The organism is Legionella birminghamensis (assembly GCF_900452515.1).
Classification (GTDB): Bacteria; Pseudomonadota; Gammaproteobacteria; order Legionellales; family Legionellaceae; genus Legionella_C; species Legionella_C birminghamensis.
This window is the reverse complement of record NZ_UGNW01000001.1, coordinates 599641-623294: the sequence shown is the minus strand read 5'-3', so window position 1 is coordinate 623294 and position 23654 is coordinate 599641. Positions and strand designations below refer to the sequence as shown.

The window sequence follows — 23654 nt, the reverse complement described above, 5'->3', positions numbered from 1 at the left end:
ATTGCTTAAAAAGAGGCCCGCGTTTTATACGCGGGATCCTGTAAATCGCGAAATAATACACTGCTGGGCTTTACAGCCCAGCCTACTGCTTTCCACCACCTTCTCCCCGTGGCAGCACTCCAGGGGCTTCAGACAATGTAGGTACGCACTTTGCAAAACATACACGGATATATTTTTGTCCAACTACAGATGTAAAGAAAATACGGGCTGGGATAGTTGCTACTTTTGTCTTTAAGATTAGTTGTTCCGATGCTATTTCATCGTTACTGAAACAATTCGAAATATCAACAAGTGCATAGTAGCTACCTTCAGGCAGGATAGGTTTAAATCCCGCATTAATAAAGTCTGATATCACAATATCACGTTGCATTTGATAAAATTGCTTTAGATTCTGATGATAAGAATCTGGTAGAGACATTAATCCTATTGCGGCATTTTGTAATGGCGTGACAGGGCATACATATAATAAATCTTGAGTTATCGCCATTTTTTTTATTATGTGAGATGGGCCTGCCGCATATCCCAATCGCCATCCGGTAACATTATAAGTTTTGGAAATTCCTGAAACTGTGATGGTTCTTAATTTATTATTATCAAGAGCTGCAAAAGAAATATGTCTATTTGAATCATAAGTCATGTATTCATATATTTCATCTGAAACTACATAAAGGTTGTACTTTTCTGCAATTTTACCTAGAGCCTGAAGCTCTTCTTTTTTAAATACTTTACCCAGCGGGTTTGAGGGATTGCATAGCAGTATTCCGCGTGTATGGCAGTTGATTGACTGTTCAAGTTGCTCCAAATCGAACGATAAATCGTCAAGGTTTAATGGCATTAACCTGACTTTGATACCAAATAGCTCAAGTAAATTGCGATGTGCAGGATAAAATGGCTCAAAAAGCAATACTTCATCACCAGGGTGAAATAGAACTTTAATGGCGCAGCTTAAAGCTCCTGTTGCGCCATGAGTGATTATCACTTCGGTTTCTGGATCGACTGCAATTTGGTTAAATTGGTAAAATTTACTGGCTATTGATTCTCTTAATTCTACAATTCCTTTAGAAGATGAATATCGATGCACATTTTGATCCGCCAGGATATTATAGAAACCTTCTAATATTTGTTTATCTAATGGCAAAGACGAAACGCCCTGGCTTAGATCAATTCCATTTATCTTTTGGCAAAAGCTAGTAATTGATTCTATATCCCACCTTTCTATCATCCGCTCAGGCATTTATATATTCCTTTTTTGCGAACTTAGCCACCAATATGAATAATTTTTGCAGCAAAGCGTTACTAGATAGTTGATACCAATCTCTAAGCTCTTCTTTCATTGAACTTAGTGAAAAGTCCGGAGTCAAAACCGAAAATAAACGAATAATTTGCATGTCAATTAATCGAATTGAGAAACGAAATAATTGTAAAAATTGCTCGAAAATCAAAATAACTTGCCCATCCAATGCATATAACTCATTCTTAATTTGGCTCAACTGCAGAATCGAAATATGATTTGCCTGATTTAATAAAAACTGCACACAAGCACTGGGATTCGAATACCAACTTGCATGCAGCTTTCTCTGAATTTCGCGAGAAATTTTACATAATACCCTTGTAAAACTTTTAACCAAAGACTCATCCAGGTTCAATTGCCATGCCATTTTTACTATCTGGGTGTATTGCTCCCTTTCCACAGATGGTACATAAATTGGTTTTTTAAGAAGAAATTTAAGTGAAGCGATAATACGCACGTAGTCCATTCTCATTTGCATCAATCGGACTAATTCATATTGAGCTGCTCGCATCTCTCCTCCCTTAGCTCTGAATCCTGATTTATCATTTGTGAAAAAAGATACTGCTCGCACTGGCGTATTGTTTGATGTTGTTTTAATAAAGCATCTCGACTCTCACCAAGTAAATTAACAAATCCAGGGCAATTGATAAGAGTACTCGTCTCTTCCAGGATCCCTGTGGTTTTTATTGAAATACTGTGAAAAAAAGGCAAACTCGATAAAACCTCTAAATTGGGTTCATTTCGAATAACTCCAGTAATGGGTGAAATCAGAAAAGTACATAAAAGTCGCTTACGTAAACCCTCTTTATTTTCAGGTCTTAATATTTTATGAAAATTATCCGGATTCAAGTAAGACTCAGCAATCATAGAGATATGATTATAGCCCAGGGCCTCTGTATAGGCTGAAAGATCTATCCCCCCGATCGGTCTTGCAGCTGTCTCAATCAGCACAGGAGTAGAATCATCAACTAGCATGACCTCGCTATGACCCGCACCAAATTGAATGCCTAAGGCATCCAGTGCCTTCTTAACATAATTCGTTAAAGTCATATACAGGGCTTCTTCCTCCAGGGGAGATAAAAGTTCCGCATAATCATAAACAGGTGATGCATTAATAGTTGTTTTGTTAACCCGAATTATGTCAGTAACATAATGCTCCCCGTTATGACTCACCGTATTGACTACATATTCCGTTCCATTCAGGAAGGGTTGAATGAGCAGCTCATCATTTTTCTCACCAAGTGCATTAATAGTATTAATCAGCTTATCAAAAGCTGTTTGCACATCCATCCAGTTCTGGCAAATGACTACACCGTCAGTTCCTGCGCTCGATAACGGTTTAAGCACAACTGGATAGGTTATACCTTGTGTGTCGAGCCAAAAGAAAATTTCTTCGCACCTACGGGTTTTTAGAACCGGGATAAAGTCTACCCCAGCAAGGGCAATAGCCTTCTGCATCTCATATTTATTTCTTCGGGCCACACTCAGTGTTGGATCATTAGTGGTGGGAAGTGACAATTTTTTGCTGATACTGTCCGCCAGTAATACCCCCATTTCAGAGCCAGGGATCACTGCGTTTATTTCAAACTTACGCAACTCGTGGATAATTTCTTCAGTAACGCCTCTCCAAATCAGGTTTTTTATAAAATCCTGTTGTCTGAATGATGCTAAAAAATAAGGATTTATTGTTTCTCCAGGTTGAACATGTATACACTGATATCCACGAGAAATGAATGCAGGCGCCAAGTATTGACCCGTAGAATAAGCCCCAACAATAACTATTACTGTATTTTGAAAATTCATAACTCTTCCTTTTTTATTGGGCTAAAAAGCGGGATTGTTAGCCTCACCAATCCTGTACTAAGCCCTACTCCTGATAAACTTAAAATAATACCTGTTATTTGCAGCAAGCTAATCGGTTGTTTTAAAACTGCAGAAGCTAACAATAATGCAAAGGGAGGCATCAAAAGTGTAATTACCCCAGTTTGTGCAGGACCAATAAGCTTCACACCATTCGACCACCATAGATAGGAGAGCACCCCTCCTAAAACAATGAGATACCCCATATACATGCAAAACTCCATATTTAAATGCTCTGCAATAATCCGGCAATCACCAAAAAAAATCGCAGGAATAAACAGCAAGCTACCTGCAATAGTTGCATAGGCGGTTGTATGCAGTGGAGGCAAGTGAATCAGCACTGATTTACCGAAGATTGAATAAAATGAAAAAGAAAAAGCTGCCAGAATGAGGAGTAGATTACCTAACATATTATTCATGCCAGGATGCAAGCTCCAATCCCCAGTCAATGTGGCCACCGCACCTGCTAAACCTATTAATAAACCAAGATATTGGGAGCGACTTAATTGATCAACAGTCTTGATGTGCGAGAGAAGGACTGTTGACAATGGTTGCACTGTTGGGATTAACAGTGAAGCACTAATTGCCGATGAAAGGGATAACCCCCAATATGCGAAAAGGTTATATGCCACAACGCCAAAAAACCCCATTCCAAGCAAAGGCCATATCCCATCAGACGGAATCGATATCCATCTATATCTTTTAGAACAACAAAGAATCAGAATAAACCCTAGGGAAACGCCGATATTTCGAATCAATAAAGTAGTCATTACTGGCTGTCTGGTTAATGCAAGCTGGCTTATAATAAATGCACCTCCCCAAATAAGCTGGACGAAAATGAGTTGCAAATAGGTAATTACTTCTGCTTTTTTTTCCATACTTTGATACCTACCCTGCTAAAAACCCACCATCAACTGGCAGAATTGCCCCGGTGATAAATGAGGCGTCATCAGATGCTAAAAATAATACAGTCCGAGCCACCTCCGCCGGCAAACCTAATCGTCCGAGAGGATGAATTTGCCCTTTTATTTTTTTTAATTCAGTAATATTGGGAACGGTGCCAATAGCCCTATCAGTCATGGGTGTATCTATAATTCCTGGGGCTACTGCATTAACCCTGATATTATAAGATGCATATTCAACAGCCATAGCCTGTGTCAATAATTTAACAGCGGCTTTGCTTGCACTGTAAATCGCATCCTCTGCCCAAGCTAGAAAAGAAGCCACTGAAGCCATATTAATAATGACGCCTGAATATCGTTCTGTCATATTCCTAAGAACATGTTTTGAACAGAGAAAAACACTTTTCAAATTTGCATCCAGGAGTTGCTGGTATTCTTCCTCCTTGAAATCTATCACTTTGCCTGAAATCTCTATTCCCGCATTATTGAATAAGACATCTATTTGTCCATACTGTTGAATTACACACTCCACCAGCTTCTCCACGCTTTCGGCGTTGCTAACGTCAGCATAATAATAGATACATTTCTGCCCTCTTTTAGAAAAAGACCTGACTACCTCTTCAGATTTTTCACGGTTAATATCTGCAATGATTGTTATGGCCCCTTCCTCCGCAAATTGATAAGCCGTCTCCAAACCAATTCCTGAAGCGCCTCCCGTTATAAGAACAACTTTTTTATCAAACCGATTACTCATGATTAATCCCTTATATTGCTTTTGACAAGCCGCCATCAATGTCGATACTTATTCCGGTGATGTAATCTGCCAACCCGGAACATAGAAAGCTAATTAAAGAGGCTACTTCCTCCGGCTGGCCAACTCGTTTTAAAGGGATACTTTCGCAAATGCTCTCTTCAATTGACTCAACAGAATGACCTGATGTGCTGGATAATTTGTGAACAAATGAATGATATCTTTTCGTTGAAATAAAGCCTGGATTAACCCCCGTTATACATACATTGTACATTGCGGTTATCTTTGAAAATGCTTTAATAAAATTCATTAATCCCGCGTTGATAACTCCAGGCATCATTAAGTCAGAGGCTGGCTGTTTACCTGTTAACCCCAGAACATTAATAATCTTTCCCGAACGCTGTTTTTTCATTGTTTCAAATACGAGCTGTGTTAACCGGATATAACCTAATAATTTTTTCTCACAAGCCTCCATCCAGCTCTTGTCGGAGATCACACTATCCACAGTATTAAAAGGAGCACCATCCGTGCTGTTCACTAAAATATTTATCTTTCCAAAACAACGTAAAGCTTTCGTTATCAATTGTCTGGCTTCTTCAGCGTCATAAATATCAGTCACGAACATTTCAATCAAGCAGTCAGGTAAACGGTTCCGAATAGCTGCTTTTGCCGTTTCTAATGCTTCTTTCGTTCTTCCACATAAAAGTAAATGACAACCCTCTTGAGCTAGTTGCCAGGCAGTTGCTAATCCAATCCCTGAACTAGCTCCGGCAATTAAAGCGACTTTTCCATTCAACTGTAAATCCATATCAAATCTCTCGCGTATACTTTAAAGGCTTATTATAGCGGTGGGGCAAAAACAAATTCAGAGATATAGCTGTTTCCTCAAATGGGTTATATGCACCATGACTAATACTTTCAGGCGCATAATATATTTTCCCAAAATGGAAGTTCTCCTCCTCCTCCCCCACCTGCATGAGATAGTTTCCGTGGACTGCTATCCCAATTTGCTCCCCAAGGTGTCGATGGGCTGGCATAGACGCCTGTTTTGGAATAGTACTTAACATCAACTCACACCATGAACTGACAAAAAAGCACATATTAATTCCTGTTTTTAATGTGCGTTTATTTTCAGGATAAATAAAATAGTCATTCTTTCCAGGAAAGGTTTCGGCTTGGACACTTCGTTTAATATCAAGCCCGACGGCAACTTGTCCTGAGCGGTTGATTGCTGAGTGCGGTACATTGGGAGGGACGGCATAAGCATTTTTCAGCTCATATAACTCCTCTTCCTTTCCATCAATCTGAATAGTGAATGAGCCTTTTAAGGCCATTCCCAGTTGTCGTTCAGGATGCGCATGTTGTTTTAACTCTGCATCAGGCTGAAGATAGGAAATCATTATTGTAGTCTGGTTAGTATCATTTAAGTTGAATATGTAAGAATCAATACCTTCCACAGGACTAATCTGGCGAGCAACCGGAAAAAAATGGCTCATGCCTTGACCTCCTTTTTGATAAATACAGACCATCCCATTCGAATAGCCCCGTATGGCGCACAGCAAACAAGCCCATACTTATTCATCGCATTCCTGTTTGTTAAAGCCAAATCAGCTTTACGCTCAAACACCTCGAGCGCAGCTTTACTGGTGGACTCTACGTACTCTATTTCATAGCCGGATAGACCCATTTCATCAACAAGACTATCCAGCAAATGCGCAGGTGCAGGATGTGAAACAATTCGACAATATTGTCCAGAGGGAATAGTATCTTCTCGCCTTGCTAAGCCATACGGGGGGGTATCGTGTATAAATATTCCGTATAAAGCAATTTTGGGGTTTATGTAGAATAAGTTAATTTTACTATAGGCGTGCGGGACTATAGCTAATGTAAGATCGCCATGAACCAACTCACGAAGTACGCACTTAAAACTGTTTAACAGTATAATTGCAAACTGATCTACCTGCTTCTGCCTAAATCTAAATGTTCGAGTAAAATATATTGTCGCAGCCTCGCTGCTTGTACCTGTAGGCCCCAGTGTGCCTATATTTATTATTTTATTTGACAATTCCATTTCAGCCTACTACATCAATTAGCATAACATTTTGCAATACACTGCATTACATGTATTGTTTGTGCATAATTTAAACGAGGATCTAACAGGCTTTTGTAATTTTTCTTAAAGTCCATTGCAAGACTGTCATTTTCAGAGGATGTATAATCCATACATTCCATTACATTCTGGTGCGTTGCTTCAAGATGGATAGCATTTAGTCGACTACCCATTGCTCTATGAATCAAAAATGAGCTTTTGATTTCCTCAATAATGTTGTTTAGTTTTCTTGTCTTTATTCCTGATCTTAAAATTTCAGTATTCCCATGCATGGGATCACAACTCCATAAAACAGTACGCTTAGTTTTTTCAACTGCCTCTATCAATTGTGGCAAAATGCGGCTGACCTGTTTGACCCCTAATCTTGGGATTAGCGTGATGCGCCCAGGAAGATAGTCAATGTCTAGTGTATTGATTGTTTTTATAAGTTTTGGGATAGGGGTATCTGGTCCTATTTTTATTGCAAGAGGATTGGCAATTTTTTTCAAATAGGCGATGTGCTCAATGCTACTCACAGTACGCTTACCAAGCCAGGGAAAATGCGTTGAAAGGTTATAATATAATCCCGTTCGCTTATCTAATCGTGTTAATGCTTGCTCATAATAAAGCAACAAAGCTTCATGGCTTGTATATACCTGTTGATCTTTTTTTAGCGCTCTATTCCATTGCCTGATTTCTCGATAAATAGATGCAGAGCAATTATAACTTAGAAGCATTCGCCAAGGGTCAGGGGTTCTATATTTTTTGTGAAATTGGTTTACCATATCACCGAAATAAGAATAGATCTTCTCACTTCCAGAGTTCTCGAAGGGATTACTTCTGGGCTTCGCATATTGACCTGCTATCCGCCCCACCTGAAGTGCAGCACTCCCAGTTTTTCTTTGAAAAAAATCAGCTAATTGCTGTATAAACTCCAACTTTGCATAGGTTGTATCTTGATCACACTCATAAAAACTTTCAGCACAATCTCCTGATTGAATTAAAAAATATTCTCCTACCGCTGCTTTTGCTATCAGTTCACGTAGATTATTAATTTCTTTTATTGAAACAACAGGGGCTTGGGATTCTAAAATATTTTGGATATGTGCCAACTCATTTGTTCGATGATGAAATGGAAAAGATTGCTTTTCTTGATTTATGAATTGGTTTGAAGCTTCGAACATTAATTACTCCTTTAATATTATTTAGTCTCCTTGCATACCTTTAGTATTCAGCCCAATTTATTTCGACTTATAATTTTTTGAGCCAGTTACCAAAAGGTAAATAGATGGTATGCTATTTTTACTTTGATGTAAATATTTTCAATTAGTGGGATAAAATTTTTTAGCATATTTTCAAACAAGTAAAAAAATGTTACTCTAAGGTATTTAATGAACGAGGATAGCTTTGACAGAACAATCAGTTAGTTTTTCTTCAGATAGGACAAATGAAAGCTTATCTAATAATCTTGCACTGTTGATGAAGCATAACAATGTTTCAGAAAGTGAACTAGCTCGGGCATTAGGCGTACCTTATAACACGATTCATCGCCTAATAAGTGGGCATACTTCTGATCCTAGAATTTCCACATTAAAGTCTATTGCTGCATACTTTAATGTCAGTTTAGATACTCTACTCAATCCTATTGAGCTGATTAAAAATCCGTTTACAACTAATAATTATCCAAAAGCGGTTCCTATAATTTCATGGGAGCAAGTGTCAAATAATAAGCCATTAAGTCTCGGTAACTATCAAAATTGGGCTAATTGGTTACCCATACCTTTAGCTTCTATTGATAACCTTAGTCAAAATGCTTATGCTATTGAAAGCAGACCGTCCATGTATCCACGTTTCCCTACTGGTTCTTTTTTTGTTATTGATCCTGAATGTAAGCCCATAGATGGTGATTTAATTTTATTTAAAATTAGGAAAGATGGAGCTGTATCCCTTCGCGAGTTAATGATTGATCCCCCCACAATGAAACTATTGCCTATTATTCAGAACTCGGACTCACTTAACTTTGTTGCAAGTGAACACGAAATTATTGGGGTTGTGGTTCTATCCATGCATCAACCAAGAAGAATTAACTGTACCCGACTTTAATCGTTGACTACGGCTATTCGATAAATCGTCCGCTATACTACGAACTATAATCACTTGCATTAGTTGATATATAGCAGCGATGTAAGATAACTTTGCTATGTTAATTAGAACGTTTATTCACATTTTATTATTAATGAGTTACTCAACAACAATATGAAATAATAACTCTAAGTAAGCCAGCTTATATGTTTTGGTATGGGTAAATACTTAAATTCTCTGTTTTATTTTAAAATTATGTAAGTTACAATTTTGTGAATTTTAAGTCAAAAGGAAAAATGGAACAGAATAATTCCAGCTTGACAAGGAACCGAGAAGCAATATCGCTTAAAATTTTGTCATTTATTGCCAATAAAGAAGGTTCTAAAATAGACTGTTTCAGGTTTATTCCTACTGATGACTATTTAGTATTGATCAAATTATTGGATGATAAAGATGCACTCAAAAAGCATTTTATTGAACCACTCTGATTGGAAAACTACACTCCATTCATCAATTGCCCACGGAGGTTATTCCATTCTTCCAAAGAGAAATATTAAATTGTAGCTATTGTGTTTTATTACAGAAAAATGCGTACTTTAGGATGAAGTAAATGAAGTTGTATAAAAAGTTGCTGGCGTGCTTCACCGATAGCAAAAAAGAAAGCAAAACCAAGGGAAAGTTTATTTTATATAAAATTGTTGATTATGATGAAGATAATTATTTAATTCAGTGTATAAATACGCGGGGCATAATTCCAATGTCGCTTGAGGAAATACTCTGTGATGTTGTTATATTGTTTGGGCTACATCCTATTCAATCTTGCTTCGTAGGAATTGAATATATACGTACTAATCTTACGCATCCATTTCTTAAAATAACACAGAAAAACTGCATTAGCAGTTATCAAAATAGTCGTTATGGGAAATATAATCTTTTATTCCAAAATAGAGATGGTTTAGTTGGATTTGAATGCAAAACAACAGATGAAATCTATATAAGAGAGCCCAGCGAGATAGCACTAGCCAAAAAAATTATTGAAGAATTTGATGCGATTCAAGCATTTTATATTGGGGTTATGGCAGGTCGACAATTTGCAAAAAACCCAAATACACAGAGAGAAACCAATAAAAAGAAGCACTTAAGGCTAGTTGTAGGTTAGCTGTATGAAATATAAAATTCAAAAAAAAACATTAATTAATCCTAGCGGCTATCAAGTTTTAGTTATCATCGGCATGTTCTATATGAGCATTATGCTTTGTAATGCGGTCTTGACCAACCGGTATATTGGCAGCAACACCATGTTTGTGTTAGGTGGTAGCTTCTCATCGTGTAAACCTCCCCTTATTAGTGCCAACCGAAACTAGAGTTTTCCGACTTATTTTTAATCAATCTATAATCAAATGGTGACAGATCTCCCAGTGATTCATGCGGTCTTTCTTCGTTATATTCTTTCATCCATTTCCCGGTTATTTCCCGAACTTCATTGAGATTTCTGAACAAATAAAAATCCAGTATTTCATTGCGATAAGTTCGATTAAACCGTTCAATAAATGAATTTTGAGTAGGTTTTCCGGGTTGAATAAACTCAAGAGTAACTCCGTGTTTTTCAGCCCAGTCAGCCAATACCAGAGAGATAAACTCAGGCCCATTATCAAGACGCAGTTTTGCCGGATATCCTCGACTGGCAGCAATGCTGTCAAGCACCCGGGTAACCCGTCGGGCAGGCAGGCTCAGATCCACTTCAATGGCCAGTGCTTCCCGGTTGAAATCATCAACCACATTAAATGTCCTGAATCGTCTGCCACAGTTCAATGCGTCGCTCATAAAATCAGCAGACCAAGTATGGTTAACTGTAGCGGGAACCGCAAGAGGCTCTGGGTTGCGTGTAGGCAATCTCCGCTTTCCTTTACGGCGGATATTCAACTGCAATTCACAGTAAACCCGGTAAACCCTTTTGTGATTCCATGTAAACCCCGCCTGCCTCAGTTTGACAAACACTTTCCTGAAGCCATAACGCGGATAGCGTTCGGTAACTTCCATCAGCTCTTTAATCACCGTCTCATCCTTATTTACTGCCGGCTGATAATAGTAACCTGTGCGACTCAGGCTTAAGGCGGCACAGCTCTGTCTAAGACTCATGCCGTATTCATTTACCAGATAATCAGCCATTTCCCTTTTCTCTGCCGGCTTTAAAGCTTTTTTTCTATCACATCCTTCAACGCACGGTTTTCCAGCGACAAATCAGCGAACATCCGTTTCAGCTTTGCATTTTCTTCCTCAAGTTGCTTCATTCGTTTAATATCTGAGGCCTCCATCCCGCCATATTTAGCTTTCCAGTTGTAATACGTGGCATCGGATATTCCATGCTCACGGCAGACATCCTTTACCAGACGGCCATTCTCTACATATTTTAAAATATTTAATATTTGATGCTCTGTAAATCGGCTGCGTTTCATCGTTTCTCCTCCTCTTGCCTATTATGCCGGAGAAACTCTATTTTTGAATGGTGCTATTTTACGGGAGGGTTACATGGTTAATCCTGTAATCACCGAAGTGAGTCAGGAAACTCAGAATTTTAACCATGGTTGCCTGAGTGTACCCTGCCCAAATCGCTGCGCTGTTACCAGCCCCATGACCATCAGGGTCACTTACCTGGACCCACTTGATGAAATGAGAGAACACGATGTGAACTACACTGGCACTGACGCAGTCGTGTTATGGCATGAGCTCACGCACATCGTATCGGGAAAAACTTATATGGACGTTACTTTTGAGGCTCTTCCCGTGAATGATCTCCTTCAATTTTATAAGCTGATCAATAATGAGCTCCGCCTTCGCAAAACGACCGCTCAGAAAAACATCCCTGAACTAACTGTGCCACCCTTTCATTTCAGCGTCAGGATAGATAATGGGGTGCCTAGACTGGACTCAAAAGTATTAGAAGAAATTATTCCTAAAATTTCAGATGAAACCTTAATGGGTTTAAGTAATCAGGCTCATTGTGTTTTAAAAAGCCGATGACTTCTTATATTTTACCCCCTTTATATTAACGGGCTTGCAATGGCGTCTTTATTCGAGTTAGCACCTCATCAATGGCCTGATACACCAGTTTCTTCTTTTCATCCCATTTCTCGACCACATTCTTCTGCAGCACCTCACAGTTATCAGACAGCCATGAACCATATTTAACTAATAAAAGCGCGCCATTAGCGGTTAAACATGCCCCAAGGTCTTTCTGGACAGTGGAGTCGCAAAGATTGCCTTCGCTATAACAGGTCAGCACAAGCAATTTACCCATTGCCTGCCAGTCTGAAGGCGGTTCCACACCAAGAAACTGTTGGTTGATTACTTTGGGTAATGCCTGATCCACAATCCAGTTGATGTCCTGGGTTTGCAGGCTAAAGGGGCAGGATAAATGTTTGCTGTACTGCTTCAAATCCTTGCCGATGTTAGATAGTTGATGGCCGTCAAAGCATTGTTTGGCAAACAGTGAGGCAGAAAAGATACTCAGTAACCCGAAACACAAAATAGCGAAATAAATCTTTTTCATAAAGCCTCCCATTATTTTACCAGCCTTGCGTGCCTTCCAGGCTGGATTTTTTTATTTTTTTCCAGGTAATACACTTTAGTAAATTCTGCACCGGTAAATAAAATTTGTGCTGAATAATAAATCCAGACCAGGATAATAATCAGGGCACCCGATGCGCCAAACCCCTCTGCAAGATTAGAATGAGAAAGGTATAACCCTAATAAAAACTTGCCCAGGGTAAACAGTAAGGCCGTAATAAAAGCGCCTAACCACACATCTTTCCATCTCAGTAACACATCTGGAATGATTTTAAATATCATCGCAAAAAGAAGGGTAATTCCTGTGATAGAAATCACAAAATTTAAACCATAGCCGAGAAAAGCAAACTGAGGCAGCAACTGTAACAGCCGCGAGCTGATAATCGATAATATCAGCGAAATAATCAAGGATACCAGGAGAAGAAAGCCAACACCAAGTACCAGCGTAAAGGATAAAAACCGATCGGCAATAATTCCCCAAAATCCTCTGTCTGACTTTGGAGTCACCCCCCATACAGTATTCAGGCCAGTCTGCAATGCACCAAAAAAACCGGAAGCGCCAAACAGCAAAATAATGATCGAAACAATTTTGGCGAACAGATGCATGGAAGGTTTGACACTGGAGATCATCATTTTAATTTGCTCGGCTGGTGCCGTTCCAAAGGTTTTGGCAAATTGTTGCAAAAGATTTTGCCGAACACTGTCTGGATCAAAAACCAATCCGGCAATGGCAATGGAAATGATTAATAATGGCGCGAGGGAAAAAATAGTGTAGTAGGATAAACCGGCAGATAAAGTAGCAACTTTATCTGCGCTCCAGTTCTCCAATAAGTGTTTGAATACCCGTTTGAAGTCCATTTTCACGGCAAGTCCATTCCATTACGTGTTTTTTATATCAGCGTCGACTCGCAGAGTAATCGGGCTGAGGACGAACTGCTGTATGTCCAGGCTGGGGAACTATGCGGCCGCCAAATAGTCCAATTCCCTGCTGCAACAATTTCCTTGTTTCTTCTGGCATCCTGGAATTCGGGCTTAAACTATTTAAGGCCCTGTCTAAAGGAGCAGACTGAATTTGCGCAGCCCTTACTGTTGCCTTCAGACTTTCAATGGCTGCAGGTGTTGGCTTATCCCTCATCAAGCGGAGCATATGTGTATAGCTGGATTCGATATCTTTCTGAAAAGCAGGCTGGGGCCGGGGGGTAGGCGCTCTATTTCCAAGGGAAGGATTTGCATTCACTGCCACCCTCTCCATTGCATGTAATCTGGCCTCATCGATATCAATAAGGGTTTTGCTAAATTTGGCAACATCTTCCAATACTTCAATGCGTCTTGTTTCAGCTGCATTCCTTCTTTGCTCCAGGCGGTTCATCTCATGGGCGCGTTTCATATGGAATAATTGTTGCATACCCAACATGCCTTTATGTTGTAAATCCAGCTTCTGCGCTTTATCCAGGAGATGAGGGGTTTGAGGGGGCAAGTCGGTTAATTCATTTTCATGCTCGAATAAATAGACATGCTCGTCCTTCATGATGAGATGATAATGAATGGGCACAAAGAAAGCTGCTTCTTTCAAATTATCCACTTTCATACCAAAAATATTATACATGCGCTTTTCATTGTTAAGTGCGGCCAACAGGTTATGCAGATGCTGGCGATGAATCTTATCCGCCTGTTTTTGCTCTGGGGATATTTTAGGAGCGGCTGTCTGGGCTGCTTTCAATTGTTCCAATCGCTGTAAAATGAATTGCGTCTGCTCTTCGGGATTGCTGCGCTCATAAACAGGCTCTAAATGGGCCTCATGCTCATTGAGCAGCTCTTTCAGAGTGTCGTATTTCTGGGTCAGTTCCTGCTGTTTGGCATCAATGCGTTCAAGCTCTTTCTCAATTTCCTGGGCATCACGCAAACTTTGCTTTAATGCAGCATGAATTATGCGCTCTGAAATCTCATACGCTTCCAGCAGTAACTCCCATTCCAGACCAAAGGGGGGCATTTCCAGTTTAATAGTATCTTGCGTTACTTTGTTACGGGCTAAATCCTGCTTTATCTGTCTGTCGATCTCTGCATTGTATTCTTTTTTAGCTCTGGCTCGTTTCGCAAAAAGAAGCATTAACAGATAAGCCAATGCCCGTTGTGATCTGAGCCTGTCCATTTGCGCCTTTGCGTGAATAGCATCAATCATGGCCTGGTGCTGAGCGATTTCCTTGTAAACTCTGACTTTTGCTTCACGTCCTTCCGGGGATTCCAGAAATTCATGCACATCTTTGGCATTTTTCAATCCAAAAAGGCCAAGGACTTTTTTTACATCACTGCCAGGAACCGAATTTGCCTTCTTTTCCTGCGGAAGATTGTCAAACGACATCAGCCATTGTGAAACAGAATTATGTTGAGAAGGCATTAGGATCCTCGCGTGTATAGAAATTGGAAATATTGTTAATTTTATACGTTTTTGAATTTTTATGCAATTCGGAAAGGAGCCAATTTTGTGCAACTTGTTATGATGCAAACCAGGCCTGAGGTGCACGTTCGATGCGGCATGAGCCCCCGCGGTCGCGCCCTGAGAGAAGTATATGGAAAAACGCTACGTACGCGGTACGTAGACACTGATAATGGTGAAATTTTGTGAGGATCTCAGGGTCGCGCCGCGGGGATTCAGGCGCTATGCCAGGGAGTTCGCGATCTGAAATACTTCTTCGAGCCGTGAAATAACTGCCTTGGTGGAAACAAGCTTCATGGTATCTGGACCATGTGCATGCGTTCCCCACACATTATCGCTTGCCGATTTGTTTAAAACGGAGCTGACTGCTTCGGGATAACAATCCACTGCCAAATGGCGAAAAGTATAGGGCCCTGATACTTCCGCGCTGGTCACGGCATGTAAGGCTATTACCGGTGTGCCGACAGCTGCAGCCATATGGGACGGCCCCGTGTCGGGACAAATAAGAAGACTTGCCTTGCTTATGACTGCGAGAAGCTGCTTGGGTTTAGTCTTTCCTACCAAATCCAGGCATTCGGTTTTTTCAAGGATGCGATCCGCTAATTCCCGATCATAGGGACCTGGCCCGCCCGTCAAAACGGGTTTAGCATTCCAGACCTGTCTCGCGTGCTGGATAATCTCCACATAACGTTCTACCAGCCAACTTCGTTCAGGCTTGCTTGCGGCAGGATTGATTAGCAAAATCGGTCCCTGTTCAGGCAAATGGGTTTCAGCCCATTGATAGTCTGCTGCAGCAATCGGTAAATCCCAACGCGGTGCCAGGGGAGGCAGGGAAAGCGCGTCTGCAAACTTTAAAAAGCCATCCAGGGTATGATCATTCCCCGGAGCAATGGTTTCATTGACAAACCAGCCATGACCATCTTTTGCACGCAAAGAATCATAGCCAATTTTTCGCTTCGCCTTAATCAGGGGATACAGTAAATTAGCACGGAAACTTGCCTGCGGTGCCAGTAGTACATCAAACTGGCGTCCGCGCATCTGTTTATAAAACCGCCAGTAATCACCGAGAGAATCAGGTTTATTCAGTACGATAAACTCAACACCATCCATCCCCTCTACTAAATCATAGGCTGGGCGTGAAATGACCCAGGTAATAGATACATTTGGCAAGCTATCCTGTAGACGCCTGACCAGGGGAACCAACATTAACACATCGCCCAACGCAGACAAGCGCACAATACATATGGATTTAATCATAAAATGCTGCCAAATACAGATTAGGCCGATTTATTTTGCAAGACAAACTTGGAACCACAATAGGGGCATGTTTCCTTGCCGGTTTTCTCGATTGGCAGATATACTTTGGGATGGGAGTTCCACAATATCATTTCATCAGTGGGACAACTCAAGGGTAAATCTTCAGGATGAACAATATACATTTTTTCAGTACTAGCCGGAATCTTTGCGCTTTCAGACATGAAATTCTCCATTAATCGCACCACTATGGGCAGTTAATCAGGAATTATCCAATATTTTATGGATGTTGGCTACGACCTTCTGCATCGTATTGCTTTCCTCCGGAGGAAAATAGCTTATTTGCTCCCAGTGTCTCAACCAGGTCAATTGTCTTTTGGCCAATTGACGGGTTGACGCAATGCTTTTCATACGAAAATCCTCAAAAGAAGAATTTTTCTCGCCAAGATATGCCAGGGCCTGCCGATAGCCAACGCAGCGCATCGAGGGGTAGTCTATTGTCAAAGACCACTTGGCCTGTAGTTGCCTCACTTCTTCAAGAAACCCCTGCTCCAGCATCAGATCAAACCGCATAGCGATTCGCTCATGAAGCCAGGCGCGGTTACCGGGAAAAAGTCCTAAATTAATAAATGAAAACTGATGCTTTGGATCCTGCTGCTGCAAAAAATCAGATAAGGGCTGGCCCGTTGCATAATAGACTTCAAGAGCACGCTGGATACGCTGGCTGTCATTGGCATGGATGCGGGCAGCGGTGCGTGCATCGACTGTTTGTAATTCAAGAAATAAGGTATTAAGACCCTGGCTCATTATCCGCCTCGATAATTCACTGCGAATATTTTCATCGGCTGTGGGTAGCACAGACAAGCCTTGCTGAAGCGCGTTGAAATACATCATTGTGCCGCCCACCAGCAAAGGCCATTTGTCGCGCGAGCGTATTGAATCAATGAGTTGAATTACGTCCTCGCAGAACTGGGCAGCCGAATAACTCTCACAGGGATCAAGAATGTCAATCAGATGATGGGGGGCGCCGTCTAGCTCTTGATCATCCGGTTTTGCAGTGCCAATATTCATCTCACGATAAATCATCGCTGAATCGACACTGACAATTTCAAATGGGAATTGCTGGACCAGGCGGCAGGCCAAAGCCGTTTTACCAGAGGCGGTTGGCCCCATAAGGCAGAATACCAGATTATGCATGCAATAAATCTCGACAACGCTGCTCGGACAAATGAATTGCGATCCCGCTTAAATCAGCCAACCCGTTCAGTTGCTGTTTTAGATAATTAAATAACTCCTGTTTCGAATCTTCAGATGAGAAAACTAATGAAAAATCATAGTGTGCAATCAGCTGCTCGACCACCTGGCTAAAACTGTCCGGGGAGTCTTTAAAAAACGAATCAAGAAACTGTTTAATATTTAAACCGGGCAACATCAGTGGAATCGAACTTATCTGCATTTCACAATCTGATATGCCTAGAAGTGAAATTCCCAGCTGCTCAAGCAAACGCTTTGCCTCAAGTCTTTTATTAAAAATGTTTAAATCCAGAGCATATTTTACAGGAACAAGCAGCGGACGTGAAGCGAGTGGAAGAACGCTTTGCAATAATTGGTTTTTTAAATATTGTCTTTGCAAGTCAGGCAAGTGCACCAGGTATGGTTTTTCGTCAATGGCAATTAGCGCATAACTCGGGTTTAGAATATGCCATTTTTCGTAAGCGGGGTATTTTTGCTTGCTGTCCTCCTTCCGAAGGACTGGAATCGCCATGCGCTCCCTGACATAGGTTGGGGCAGGAGCCTCAAGAGTGAAAGCGGTTGAAGATGGCGGAGAGGATTTGCTTAACACCGCAGCGATTTGCGAACTGATAAAATCATGAATTAAACGGGGTTGCTGGAAGCGCACTTCATGCTTGGTCGGATGAACATTAACATCAACCTGATTGGCTGCAATTTTTAAATAAAGCAGGCAGGAGGGATGCCGTCCCGCATAAAGTAATTCTTCATAAGCCTGACGCACTGCATTATTGAGCAGCTTATCCTTAATCATGCGCCCATTAAGATAAATCCATAACTTATCAATTTGGCTGCGCTGGTAATCCGCATTACTGATATACCCTTCAAGGAAGATGCCATTGAGCTCGCTATTCATATGAATTGATTGTTCCAGAAAGGATTTACCCAGAATTTTTTGAATGCGCTGCCTGCGGCTTAGTTCATCTTTAACCGGGGAAAGATTGAACTGCAATTTTCCGTTATGGCTGAACTGGATGGCCATTTCGGGAGCGGCGAGCGCAAAACGTCTTACGACCGTATCAATCGCCTGGAATTCAATTCGCTCAGACTTCAGAAACTTTTTGCGTACAGGCGCATTGTAAAAGATATCCCGCACGTCAACGGTTGTCCCCTGATTCCGGGCACAGGGTGAAAGCTTATTCTCTTCCCAGCACATGGCATGTGTCTGCTGAGACGGCTTTGAGCTAATACTTAGACGCGACACGGAAGCGATACTGGCCAAGGCTTCGCCCCTAAAGCCCATACTGGTGATCGCATATAAATCATCCAGCCGAGAAATCTTGCTGGTTGCATGCGGAGCGGTTGCCAAAGGGAGATCCTCTGCCAGAATACCAGTGCCATTATCGCTGATTCTGATTTGATTAAGCCCGCCACAGCCAATATCAATCGTAATTTGTGTTGCTTTGGCATCCAGTGCATTTTCCAGCAACTCCTTTACAATCGATGCCGGCCGCTCCACGACTTCCCCTGCAGCAATCTGGTTCGCAACATCAACCGGTAATTGCTGAATTCTCATGACACAGCAGCGGGAATAGTTAATCGTTGTCCCGTTTTGATTGAACTATCATTCAAATGATTAGCGGCCTGTAATGCTGCGACTGTTACTTTATAACGGGCAGCAATTTTAGGAAGAGAATCGCCCGCCTTAACCAAATGGAATGGACCGCTGCTGTTGGCTAAAACCTCAATGCGTGTGCCATGTGGAGGATAGTCCCAGAAATAACCCTTAATTCCCTGGAAAATAGCCTGCGTCAACCGAGCCTGGTAGGCGGCATTTGTTAAATTACTTTCTTCCTGGGGATTAGAAATAAAACCTGTTTCAATTAAAATTGACGGAATATCCGGGGATTTCAGCACCATGAACCGCGCCTGCTCTACCCGGCGGTTATGCAATCTCGTTATGGTGTCCAGATTACGCAGGACTCTTTCGCCCATATGGAGGCTCGCCCCCACCGTTGCGGTTTGCGACAAATCAATCAGGACAGTCCTCACCAGACCGCTTTGATCATCCAGATCAGCCAGATTGACGCCCCCCAACTCAGAGTAGTTTTCTTTCTCCGCCAGCCAGCGTGCTGCTTCACTGGTCGCCCCCCGTTGCGATAAGGCAAAGACCGAAGCGCCATTGGATTGTTGATTTATAAATGCATCCGCATGAATAGAAATAAAGACATCACCATTATACTTTCTGGCAATATTGAGGCGTTCCCGTAAACCGACATAATAATCACCATTGCGCGTCAGTACGGCGCGCATTCCCGGTTGACGATCTATAATATGCTTCAGCTTGCTGGCAATTGCCAGGGTGACATTTTTTTCCCAGTTATGATGCGGTCCTTTAGCGCCAGGATCCTTCCCTCCATGACCTGGATCAAGAACGATAACCACATCACGTAATGAACGGCCAGGGAGCTGACGTACGGGAGCTGGCGGGGTGGATGCATTTGATTTCGATGGTTTGACGACAGCCACCGGCCCATTGCCCGTAGATAAGTCCAGTGTAAACGCATGTTTGGCTTTCGAAGAAGCCCAGGGGCTGGTTCTTAGCATTACGACATCAGTGACTTCGAATACCAGGCGCAAAGTTTGCGGATTCGGCCGACCGCTTCGTACTCGTTTAATCAGCTTATTGCCTTTTAGCTGATTAAGATTGAACACCAGATCGGTGGATTCAAAATCGACGACTACGCGATCAGGATTGGTTAAAGTAAAGACTTTATGGGCAATAGCTGTATCCAGGCTAAAGAAAAGCGACATCTTGCCGTTCTGCTCTTTAATTTCAATTGATTGTAGTTTGGCAGCAAAAATACTTGCGGATACAAGTGTTAACAATCCAAGGAGAATTACTCGAATTTTCATTCTTTACCTTCAAGGCAGGATATAATCTTATCACCAGCGGCGCTTAAGGACTCAATCCTCATTTCGCGTCCGCTCCCAGTTATCGTAAGTGTTATCCAGAGATCCGGATTTTTTATACTTTGTTTTGCCCGCTCCGGCCACTCCACACAAATCATTGCATTATCATCAAAATAATCACGAAAACCAATAAACTCAAGCTCATCTTCATCTTGAATACGGTATAAATCAAAATGATGTATTGGCCAGCGTCCGCAATTATAACTTTCTACCAGAGAAAAAGTAGGGCTTTTTATAACCGAGCTGACTCCCAACCCATTTAGCAAGGCGCGTATGAATGTTGTTTTTCCGGCACCAATTTCGCCTGTGAAGTTCATTATCAGAGGAGAATGTAGACACGCTGCAAAATAAGCGGCAGTTTTCTGCGTGGCATTTTCATCAGCTAATTCAAGGTGCAGCGTTTTTTTTTGCATCACATTATTCTCTTGATGTCTACTTTTGATCTCCGTCTTTGCGAACGAAGTGGAGTAATCAGACTCAGTGCTTCATTCTGGCTCCGCTCTGGTTTGCTTCGCAAGGCTCGCAAAGACCGGGATAGGGTACTCACAAACCAATTTTTGGGCCCAGACGTATTTTATTATTCATCAATAAACGAATGAAGGGCATTATATCACTGGCTAATAAGCCTTTTTCCCCTTCTTCCCCTGCTGCCAGATCACCGGCAGCTGCATGCAGCCACACGCCGAGGCGGGCAGCTTCTGCCAAACTAAATTTCTGAGCAATCAGCCCCGCTATAATGCCGCTCAATGCATCTCCCATCCCGGCACTAGCCATGCCGGGATTACCCTGAGCGCAGAGATATGTCTTCGCTGCATCGGTTCTGATTAAGGATCCCAGCCCTTTTAGAATAATCTGACCGCCATACTGCTGCTGTAATTGAGAAACCGCCTCAAAACGATCTGACTGGATATCATTTATCTTACAATGGAGTAATCCTGCCGCTTCGCCGGGGTGCGGGGTTAGGATCCAGTTATCATCATGCTGGGGATGATCCGCAAGAATGCGTAATGCTGATGCATCAATCACCATTGGCAACTGCGAGGCAATCACTTCATTAAATAATTGCACCGCCCAGTCGTCAGTTCCCAATCCAGGACCAATCACGCAAACGCTGGCCCTTTTTATCAAGCTCAAAATGTCTTTAATCGAACTGATACCATGAATCATCGCCTCCGGCAAACCGGTTACCGGTCTTTTAGCATGTTCCGGTTTGGTAGCCACTGTTACCAGGCCCGCGCCGGTCCTTGCTGCTGCAAGTGCTGCCAGACAAACTGAACCCGGCATCCCTTCCCCGCCGCCAATAATTAACACATGGCCAAAATCGCCCTTATGGCTATTCTTTTTGCGCGGCGCCAGTAAACTTGCTACTTCTTTTTCTTCAATTAAAGTCGCAGCTGGCATTATTTGCGATAAACAGGTTCCGCCCCCCAAATCATCGAGAAACAAATGTCCGCGATAATCCGGCCCATCCATTGTCATCAAGCCGGTTTTGAGGCCTATAAAGGTAATGGTGCATGATGCTTTGACACAATGACCCAGAATGACTCCGGTATCTGCCTGTAATCCAGAAGGTAAATCCAAAGATAAAACAGGCAGTCCGCTGTCATTGATCAAAGCAATTGCAGATTGCAAAGGCTCCCGGACCTGATTTTGTATGCCTATTCCCAATAATGCATCAACAATTAATTCTGCATCATTATCAATCGTATCTTCCATAAATAAAAAAACCACTCCAGCCTGCTGAGCCCGCTCGGCCATTTTCCGAGCCAAAGGCGGCAACTGTTCGGTGGGTTTAAATTGATTAATCAGAACTGAATAGCCCTGTTCATGTGCCAGCCTGGCCAGGACATAGCCATCTCCGGCATTATTACCGCCTCCGCAGAAAACAATTAATTTTCTGACAGCTGGATACTGGATCTGCAGCAGCTTAAACGCGGCACGACCTGCATTTAGCATGAGATCTTCTTCTGAAAAACCCAAATGGCGCTGCATCATTTGCTCGCAGTCCCGTATTTGTCTGGTATTGAAAACTGAAGTGGGCGATTTGATCATGATGTTTTTATTGTTATTGAAGGTATTATTTTTTTGTCTTTACGAACGAAGTAAAGCAATCCAACCTCAGGGATCGCTTCGCTATACTCGTAAAGACATTAATCATTCAGCAAAATCAATCAGATTCTTTTTTAACCAACTTTAGCGCCGGCTTGGGCCGTTGCTTGGGTTCAATCTTGGAAGGTGGTGGCGGCTCATGATATTCCTCGCCAAATTCCATCCCGCGGCCATTTTCCTTTGCGTAGATAGCAAGCACCGCTGCTGGAATGACAAAAATTTGCATCGTTTCACCGGAGAAGCGAGCCGTAAATACAATTCTATCATTTTCAAGATGCAGCCCTCTGCATGCCTGAGGCGAAATATTGAGAACGATTCGCCCGTTATTCACATGAGCCTCAGGAACTTGCACACCCGGATAATTTGCATTGACCAGGATATATGGCGTCATATGATTATCGACAATCCAGTCATAAATGCCCCGAATCAAATAGGGCTTGTTAGATGTCATACTCATAATCAGGCAGCCCGTAATTGTTTCTCAACTTCCGATAAACTGGTTTGGAATGAATCCCGCTTGAATAATCGATGCATATAAGCATGCAATGCTTTTGCTTTTGCAGGAACTTCGATACCCAATTGCGGTAAACGCCATAACAAAGGAGCCATTGCGCAATCCAGCAACGAAAACTCATCGCTCAGAAAATAAGGCTTGTCAGCAAATACGGGGTCGAGACTGACGAGACTCTCCAACAAATGCTGACGAGCTTCTTCAGCCTGCTCATTCCTCTTGATTTGCATTAACAGGTAATACCAGTCATGCTCAATACGATGCATCATTTTTCTGGCTTCTGCTCGTGCAACAGGATATACAGGAAGCAGAGGTGGATGAGGAAACCGCTCATCGAGATATTCCATGATAATTCTTGCTTCGTAAAGAACCAGTTCGCGATCCAATAATGTAGGGATGGTTCCATAGGGATTGATGGAGAGCAAATCGTTCGAGGCTTCACCTTGCTTGGCGGGAAGAATTTCTACATTAACCCCTTTTTCCGCTAATACAATTCTTACCTGATGACTGTAGACATCATCACTGTCAGAATATAAAGACATAATCGTGCGCTTTGTCACAATAGCCATCTAAACTCCTCGTCATACGTTAACTCATGGCA

Annotated in this window: 25 protein-coding genes; 3 read left to right on the top strand and 22 right to left on the bottom strand. The window is 42.0% G+C overall.

Annotated elements, in window-relative coordinates:
• Nucleotides 1-82: 82 nt before the first annotated feature.
• The 9 genes from DYH42_RS02710 to DYH42_RS02670 are packed head-to-tail and all read right to left on the bottom strand — an operon-like array spanning nt 83 to nt 8077.
• Nucleotides 83-1234, bottom strand: coding sequence for a pyridoxal phosphate-dependent aminotransferase (locus DYH42_RS02710; RefSeq protein WP_058522248.1), 1152 nt, complete (start codon nt 1232-1234; stop codon nt 83-85).
• Nucleotides 1227-1802, bottom strand: a complete 576-nt coding sequence (locus tag DYH42_RS02705; protein WP_058522249.1) for a chorismate mutase — start codon at nt 1800-1802, stop codon at nt 1227-1229. Before DYH42_RS02705 ends, DYH42_RS02710 begins: the two co-directional genes overlap by 8 nt.
• A complete protein-coding gene (locus DYH42_RS02700) occupies nt 1778-3094 on the bottom strand; it encodes an ATP-grasp domain-containing protein (RefSeq protein WP_058522250.1) in 1317 nt (438 codons plus the stop codon). The genes DYH42_RS02705 and DYH42_RS02700 overlap by 25 nt, the downstream gene beginning before the upstream one ends.
• Nucleotides 3091-4029: a DMT family transporter gene (locus DYH42_RS02695; protein WP_058522251.1), complete on the bottom strand. Its 939-nt coding sequence runs from the start codon at nt 4027-4029 to the stop codon at nt 3091-3093. The genes DYH42_RS02700 and DYH42_RS02695 overlap by 4 nt, the downstream gene beginning before the upstream one ends.
• A 10-nt stretch (nt 4030-4039) precedes the next feature.
• A complete protein-coding gene (locus DYH42_RS02690) occupies nt 4040-4807 on the bottom strand; it encodes an SDR family NAD(P)-dependent oxidoreductase (protein ID WP_058522252.1) in 768 nt (255 codons plus the stop codon).
• A gap of 10 nt (nt 4808-4817) precedes the next feature.
• Nucleotides 4818-5612: an SDR family oxidoreductase gene (locus tag DYH42_RS02685; protein WP_058522253.1), complete on the bottom strand. Its 795-nt coding sequence runs from the start codon at nt 5610-5612 to the stop codon at nt 4818-4820.
• Between the two features lies 1 nt (nt 5613).
• Nucleotides 5614-6300 carry a cupin domain-containing protein gene (locus DYH42_RS02680; RefSeq protein WP_058522254.1) on the bottom strand — a complete coding sequence of 229 codons (687 nt, stop codon included), beginning with the start codon at nt 6298-6300 and terminating at the stop codon, nt 5614-5616.
• The gene (locus DYH42_RS02675; protein ID WP_058522255.1) at nt 6297-6875 is read right to left on the bottom strand and encodes a hypothetical protein; all 579 of its coding nucleotides are present in this window, start codon (nt 6873-6875) and stop codon (nt 6297-6299) included. The genes DYH42_RS02680 and DYH42_RS02675 overlap by 4 nt, the downstream gene beginning before the upstream one ends.
• A 14-nt stretch (nt 6876-6889) precedes the next feature.
• The gene (locus DYH42_RS02670; RefSeq protein ID WP_058522256.1) at nt 6890-8077 is read right to left on the bottom strand and encodes a 3-deoxy-7-phosphoheptulonate synthase; all 1188 of its coding nucleotides are present in this window, start codon (nt 8075-8077) and stop codon (nt 6890-6892) included.
• Nucleotides 8078-8300: 223 nt separating this feature from the next.
• On the opposite strand from DYH42_RS02670, the gene DYH42_RS02665 reads away from it, so the two are divergent.
• Together DYH42_RS02665 and DYH42_RS02655 are read left to right on the top strand one after the other, a co-directional pair.
• On the top strand, nt 8301-8996 hold the full coding sequence (locus DYH42_RS02665) for a helix-turn-helix domain-containing protein (RefSeq protein WP_237758939.1): 696 nt from the start codon (nt 8301-8303) through the stop codon (nt 8994-8996).
• Between the two features lie 589 nt (nt 8997-9585).
• Nucleotides 9586-10134 (top strand): hypothetical protein, encoded by a 549-nt coding sequence (locus tag DYH42_RS02655; RefSeq protein ID WP_058522259.1) that lies wholly within the window; start codon nt 9586-9588, stop codon nt 10132-10134.
• Nucleotides 10135-10319: 185 nt separating this feature from the next.
• On the opposite strand, the gene DYH42_RS02650 is transcribed toward DYH42_RS02655, so the two are convergent.
• Nucleotides 10320-11431 (bottom strand): IS3 family transposase gene (locus DYH42_RS02650; protein WP_115316899.1). Its coding sequence is split into 2 segments (ribosomal slippage): nt 10320-11179 and nt 11179-11431, totalling 1113 coding nucleotides; the frame shifts between segments, so codons are not numbered across the junction.
• Nucleotides 11432-11504: 73 nt separating this feature from the next.
• On the opposite strand from DYH42_RS02650, the gene DYH42_RS02645 reads away from it, so the two are divergent.
• Complete coding sequence (locus DYH42_RS02645; protein WP_115316924.1) at nt 11505-11996, top strand: peptide deformylase; 492 nt, start codon at nt 11505-11507, stop codon at nt 11994-11996.
• Nucleotides 11997-12021: 25 nt separating this feature from the next.
• Here the strand turns inward: DYH42_RS02645 and DYH42_RS02640 are convergent, their stop codons facing one another.
• The 12 genes from DYH42_RS02640 to DYH42_RS02585 form a co-directional block, all read right to left on the bottom strand.
• Nucleotides 12022-12525, bottom strand: coding sequence for a hypothetical protein (locus DYH42_RS02640; RefSeq protein WP_131793030.1), 504 nt, complete (start codon nt 12523-12525; stop codon nt 12022-12024).
• Nucleotides 12526-12536: 11 nt separating this feature from the next.
• On the bottom strand, nt 12537-13400 hold the full coding sequence (locus tag DYH42_RS02635) for a YihY/virulence factor BrkB family protein (RefSeq protein WP_058523098.1): 864 nt from the start codon (nt 13398-13400) through the stop codon (nt 12537-12539).
• Nucleotides 13401-13437: 37 nt separating this feature from the next.
• The gene (locus tag DYH42_RS02630; protein ID WP_058523099.1) at nt 13438-14937 is read right to left on the bottom strand and encodes a hypothetical protein; all 1500 of its coding nucleotides are present in this window, start codon (nt 14935-14937) and stop codon (nt 13438-13440) included.
• A gap of 261 nt (nt 14938-15198) precedes the next feature.
• A complete protein-coding gene (locus DYH42_RS02625; protein WP_058523100.1) occupies nt 15199-16233 on the bottom strand; it encodes a glycosyltransferase family 9 protein in 1035 nt (344 codons plus the stop codon).
• A 20-nt stretch (nt 16234-16253) separates the two neighbouring features.
• A complete protein-coding gene (locus DYH42_RS02620; RefSeq protein WP_058523101.1) occupies nt 16254-16454 on the bottom strand; it encodes a zinc-finger domain-containing protein in 201 nt (66 codons plus the stop codon).
• 37 nt (nt 16455-16491) lie between these two features.
• Nucleotides 16492-17427 (bottom strand): tRNA (adenosine(37)-N6)-dimethylallyltransferase MiaA, encoded by a 936-nt coding sequence (miaA, locus tag DYH42_RS02615; RefSeq protein WP_058523102.1) that lies wholly within the window; start codon nt 17425-17427, stop codon nt 16492-16494.
• On the bottom strand, nt 17420-19036 hold the full coding sequence (gene mutL / locus DYH42_RS02610) for a DNA mismatch repair endonuclease MutL (RefSeq protein ID WP_058523103.1): 1617 nt from the start codon (nt 19034-19036) through the stop codon (nt 17420-17422). The genes miaA and mutL overlap by 8 nt, the downstream gene beginning before the upstream one ends.
• Nucleotides 19033-20376 carry an N-acetylmuramoyl-L-alanine amidase gene (locus DYH42_RS02605; RefSeq protein WP_058523104.1) on the bottom strand — a complete coding sequence of 448 codons (1344 nt, stop codon included), beginning with the start codon at nt 20374-20376 and terminating at the stop codon, nt 19033-19035. Before DYH42_RS02605 ends, mutL begins: the two co-directional genes overlap by 4 nt.
• Nucleotides 20373-20846 carry a tRNA (adenosine(37)-N6)-threonylcarbamoyltransferase complex ATPase subunit type 1 TsaE gene (gene tsaE / locus DYH42_RS02600; RefSeq protein WP_058523105.1) on the bottom strand — a complete coding sequence of 158 codons (474 nt, stop codon included), beginning with the start codon at nt 20844-20846 and terminating at the stop codon, nt 20373-20375. The genes DYH42_RS02605 and tsaE overlap by 4 nt, the downstream gene beginning before the upstream one ends.
• Nucleotides 20847-20976: 130 nt before the next feature.
• Entirely contained in the window at nt 20977-22485 is a 1509-nt protein-coding gene (locus tag DYH42_RS02595) for a bifunctional ADP-dependent NAD(P)H-hydrate dehydratase/NAD(P)H-hydrate epimerase (RefSeq protein WP_058523106.1), read from the bottom strand.
• A 115-nt stretch (nt 22486-22600) separates the two neighbouring features.
• Nucleotides 22601-22999 (bottom strand): ClpXP protease specificity-enhancing factor, encoded by a 399-nt coding sequence (locus DYH42_RS02590; protein ID WP_058523107.1) that lies wholly within the window; start codon nt 22997-22999, stop codon nt 22601-22603.
• A 2-nt stretch (nt 23000-23001) separates the two neighbouring features.
• Complete coding sequence (locus tag DYH42_RS02585) at nt 23002-23622, bottom strand: glutathione S-transferase N-terminal domain-containing protein (RefSeq protein ID WP_058523108.1); 621 nt, start codon at nt 23620-23622, stop codon at nt 23002-23004.
• Nucleotides 23623-23654 lie beyond the last annotated feature (32 nt).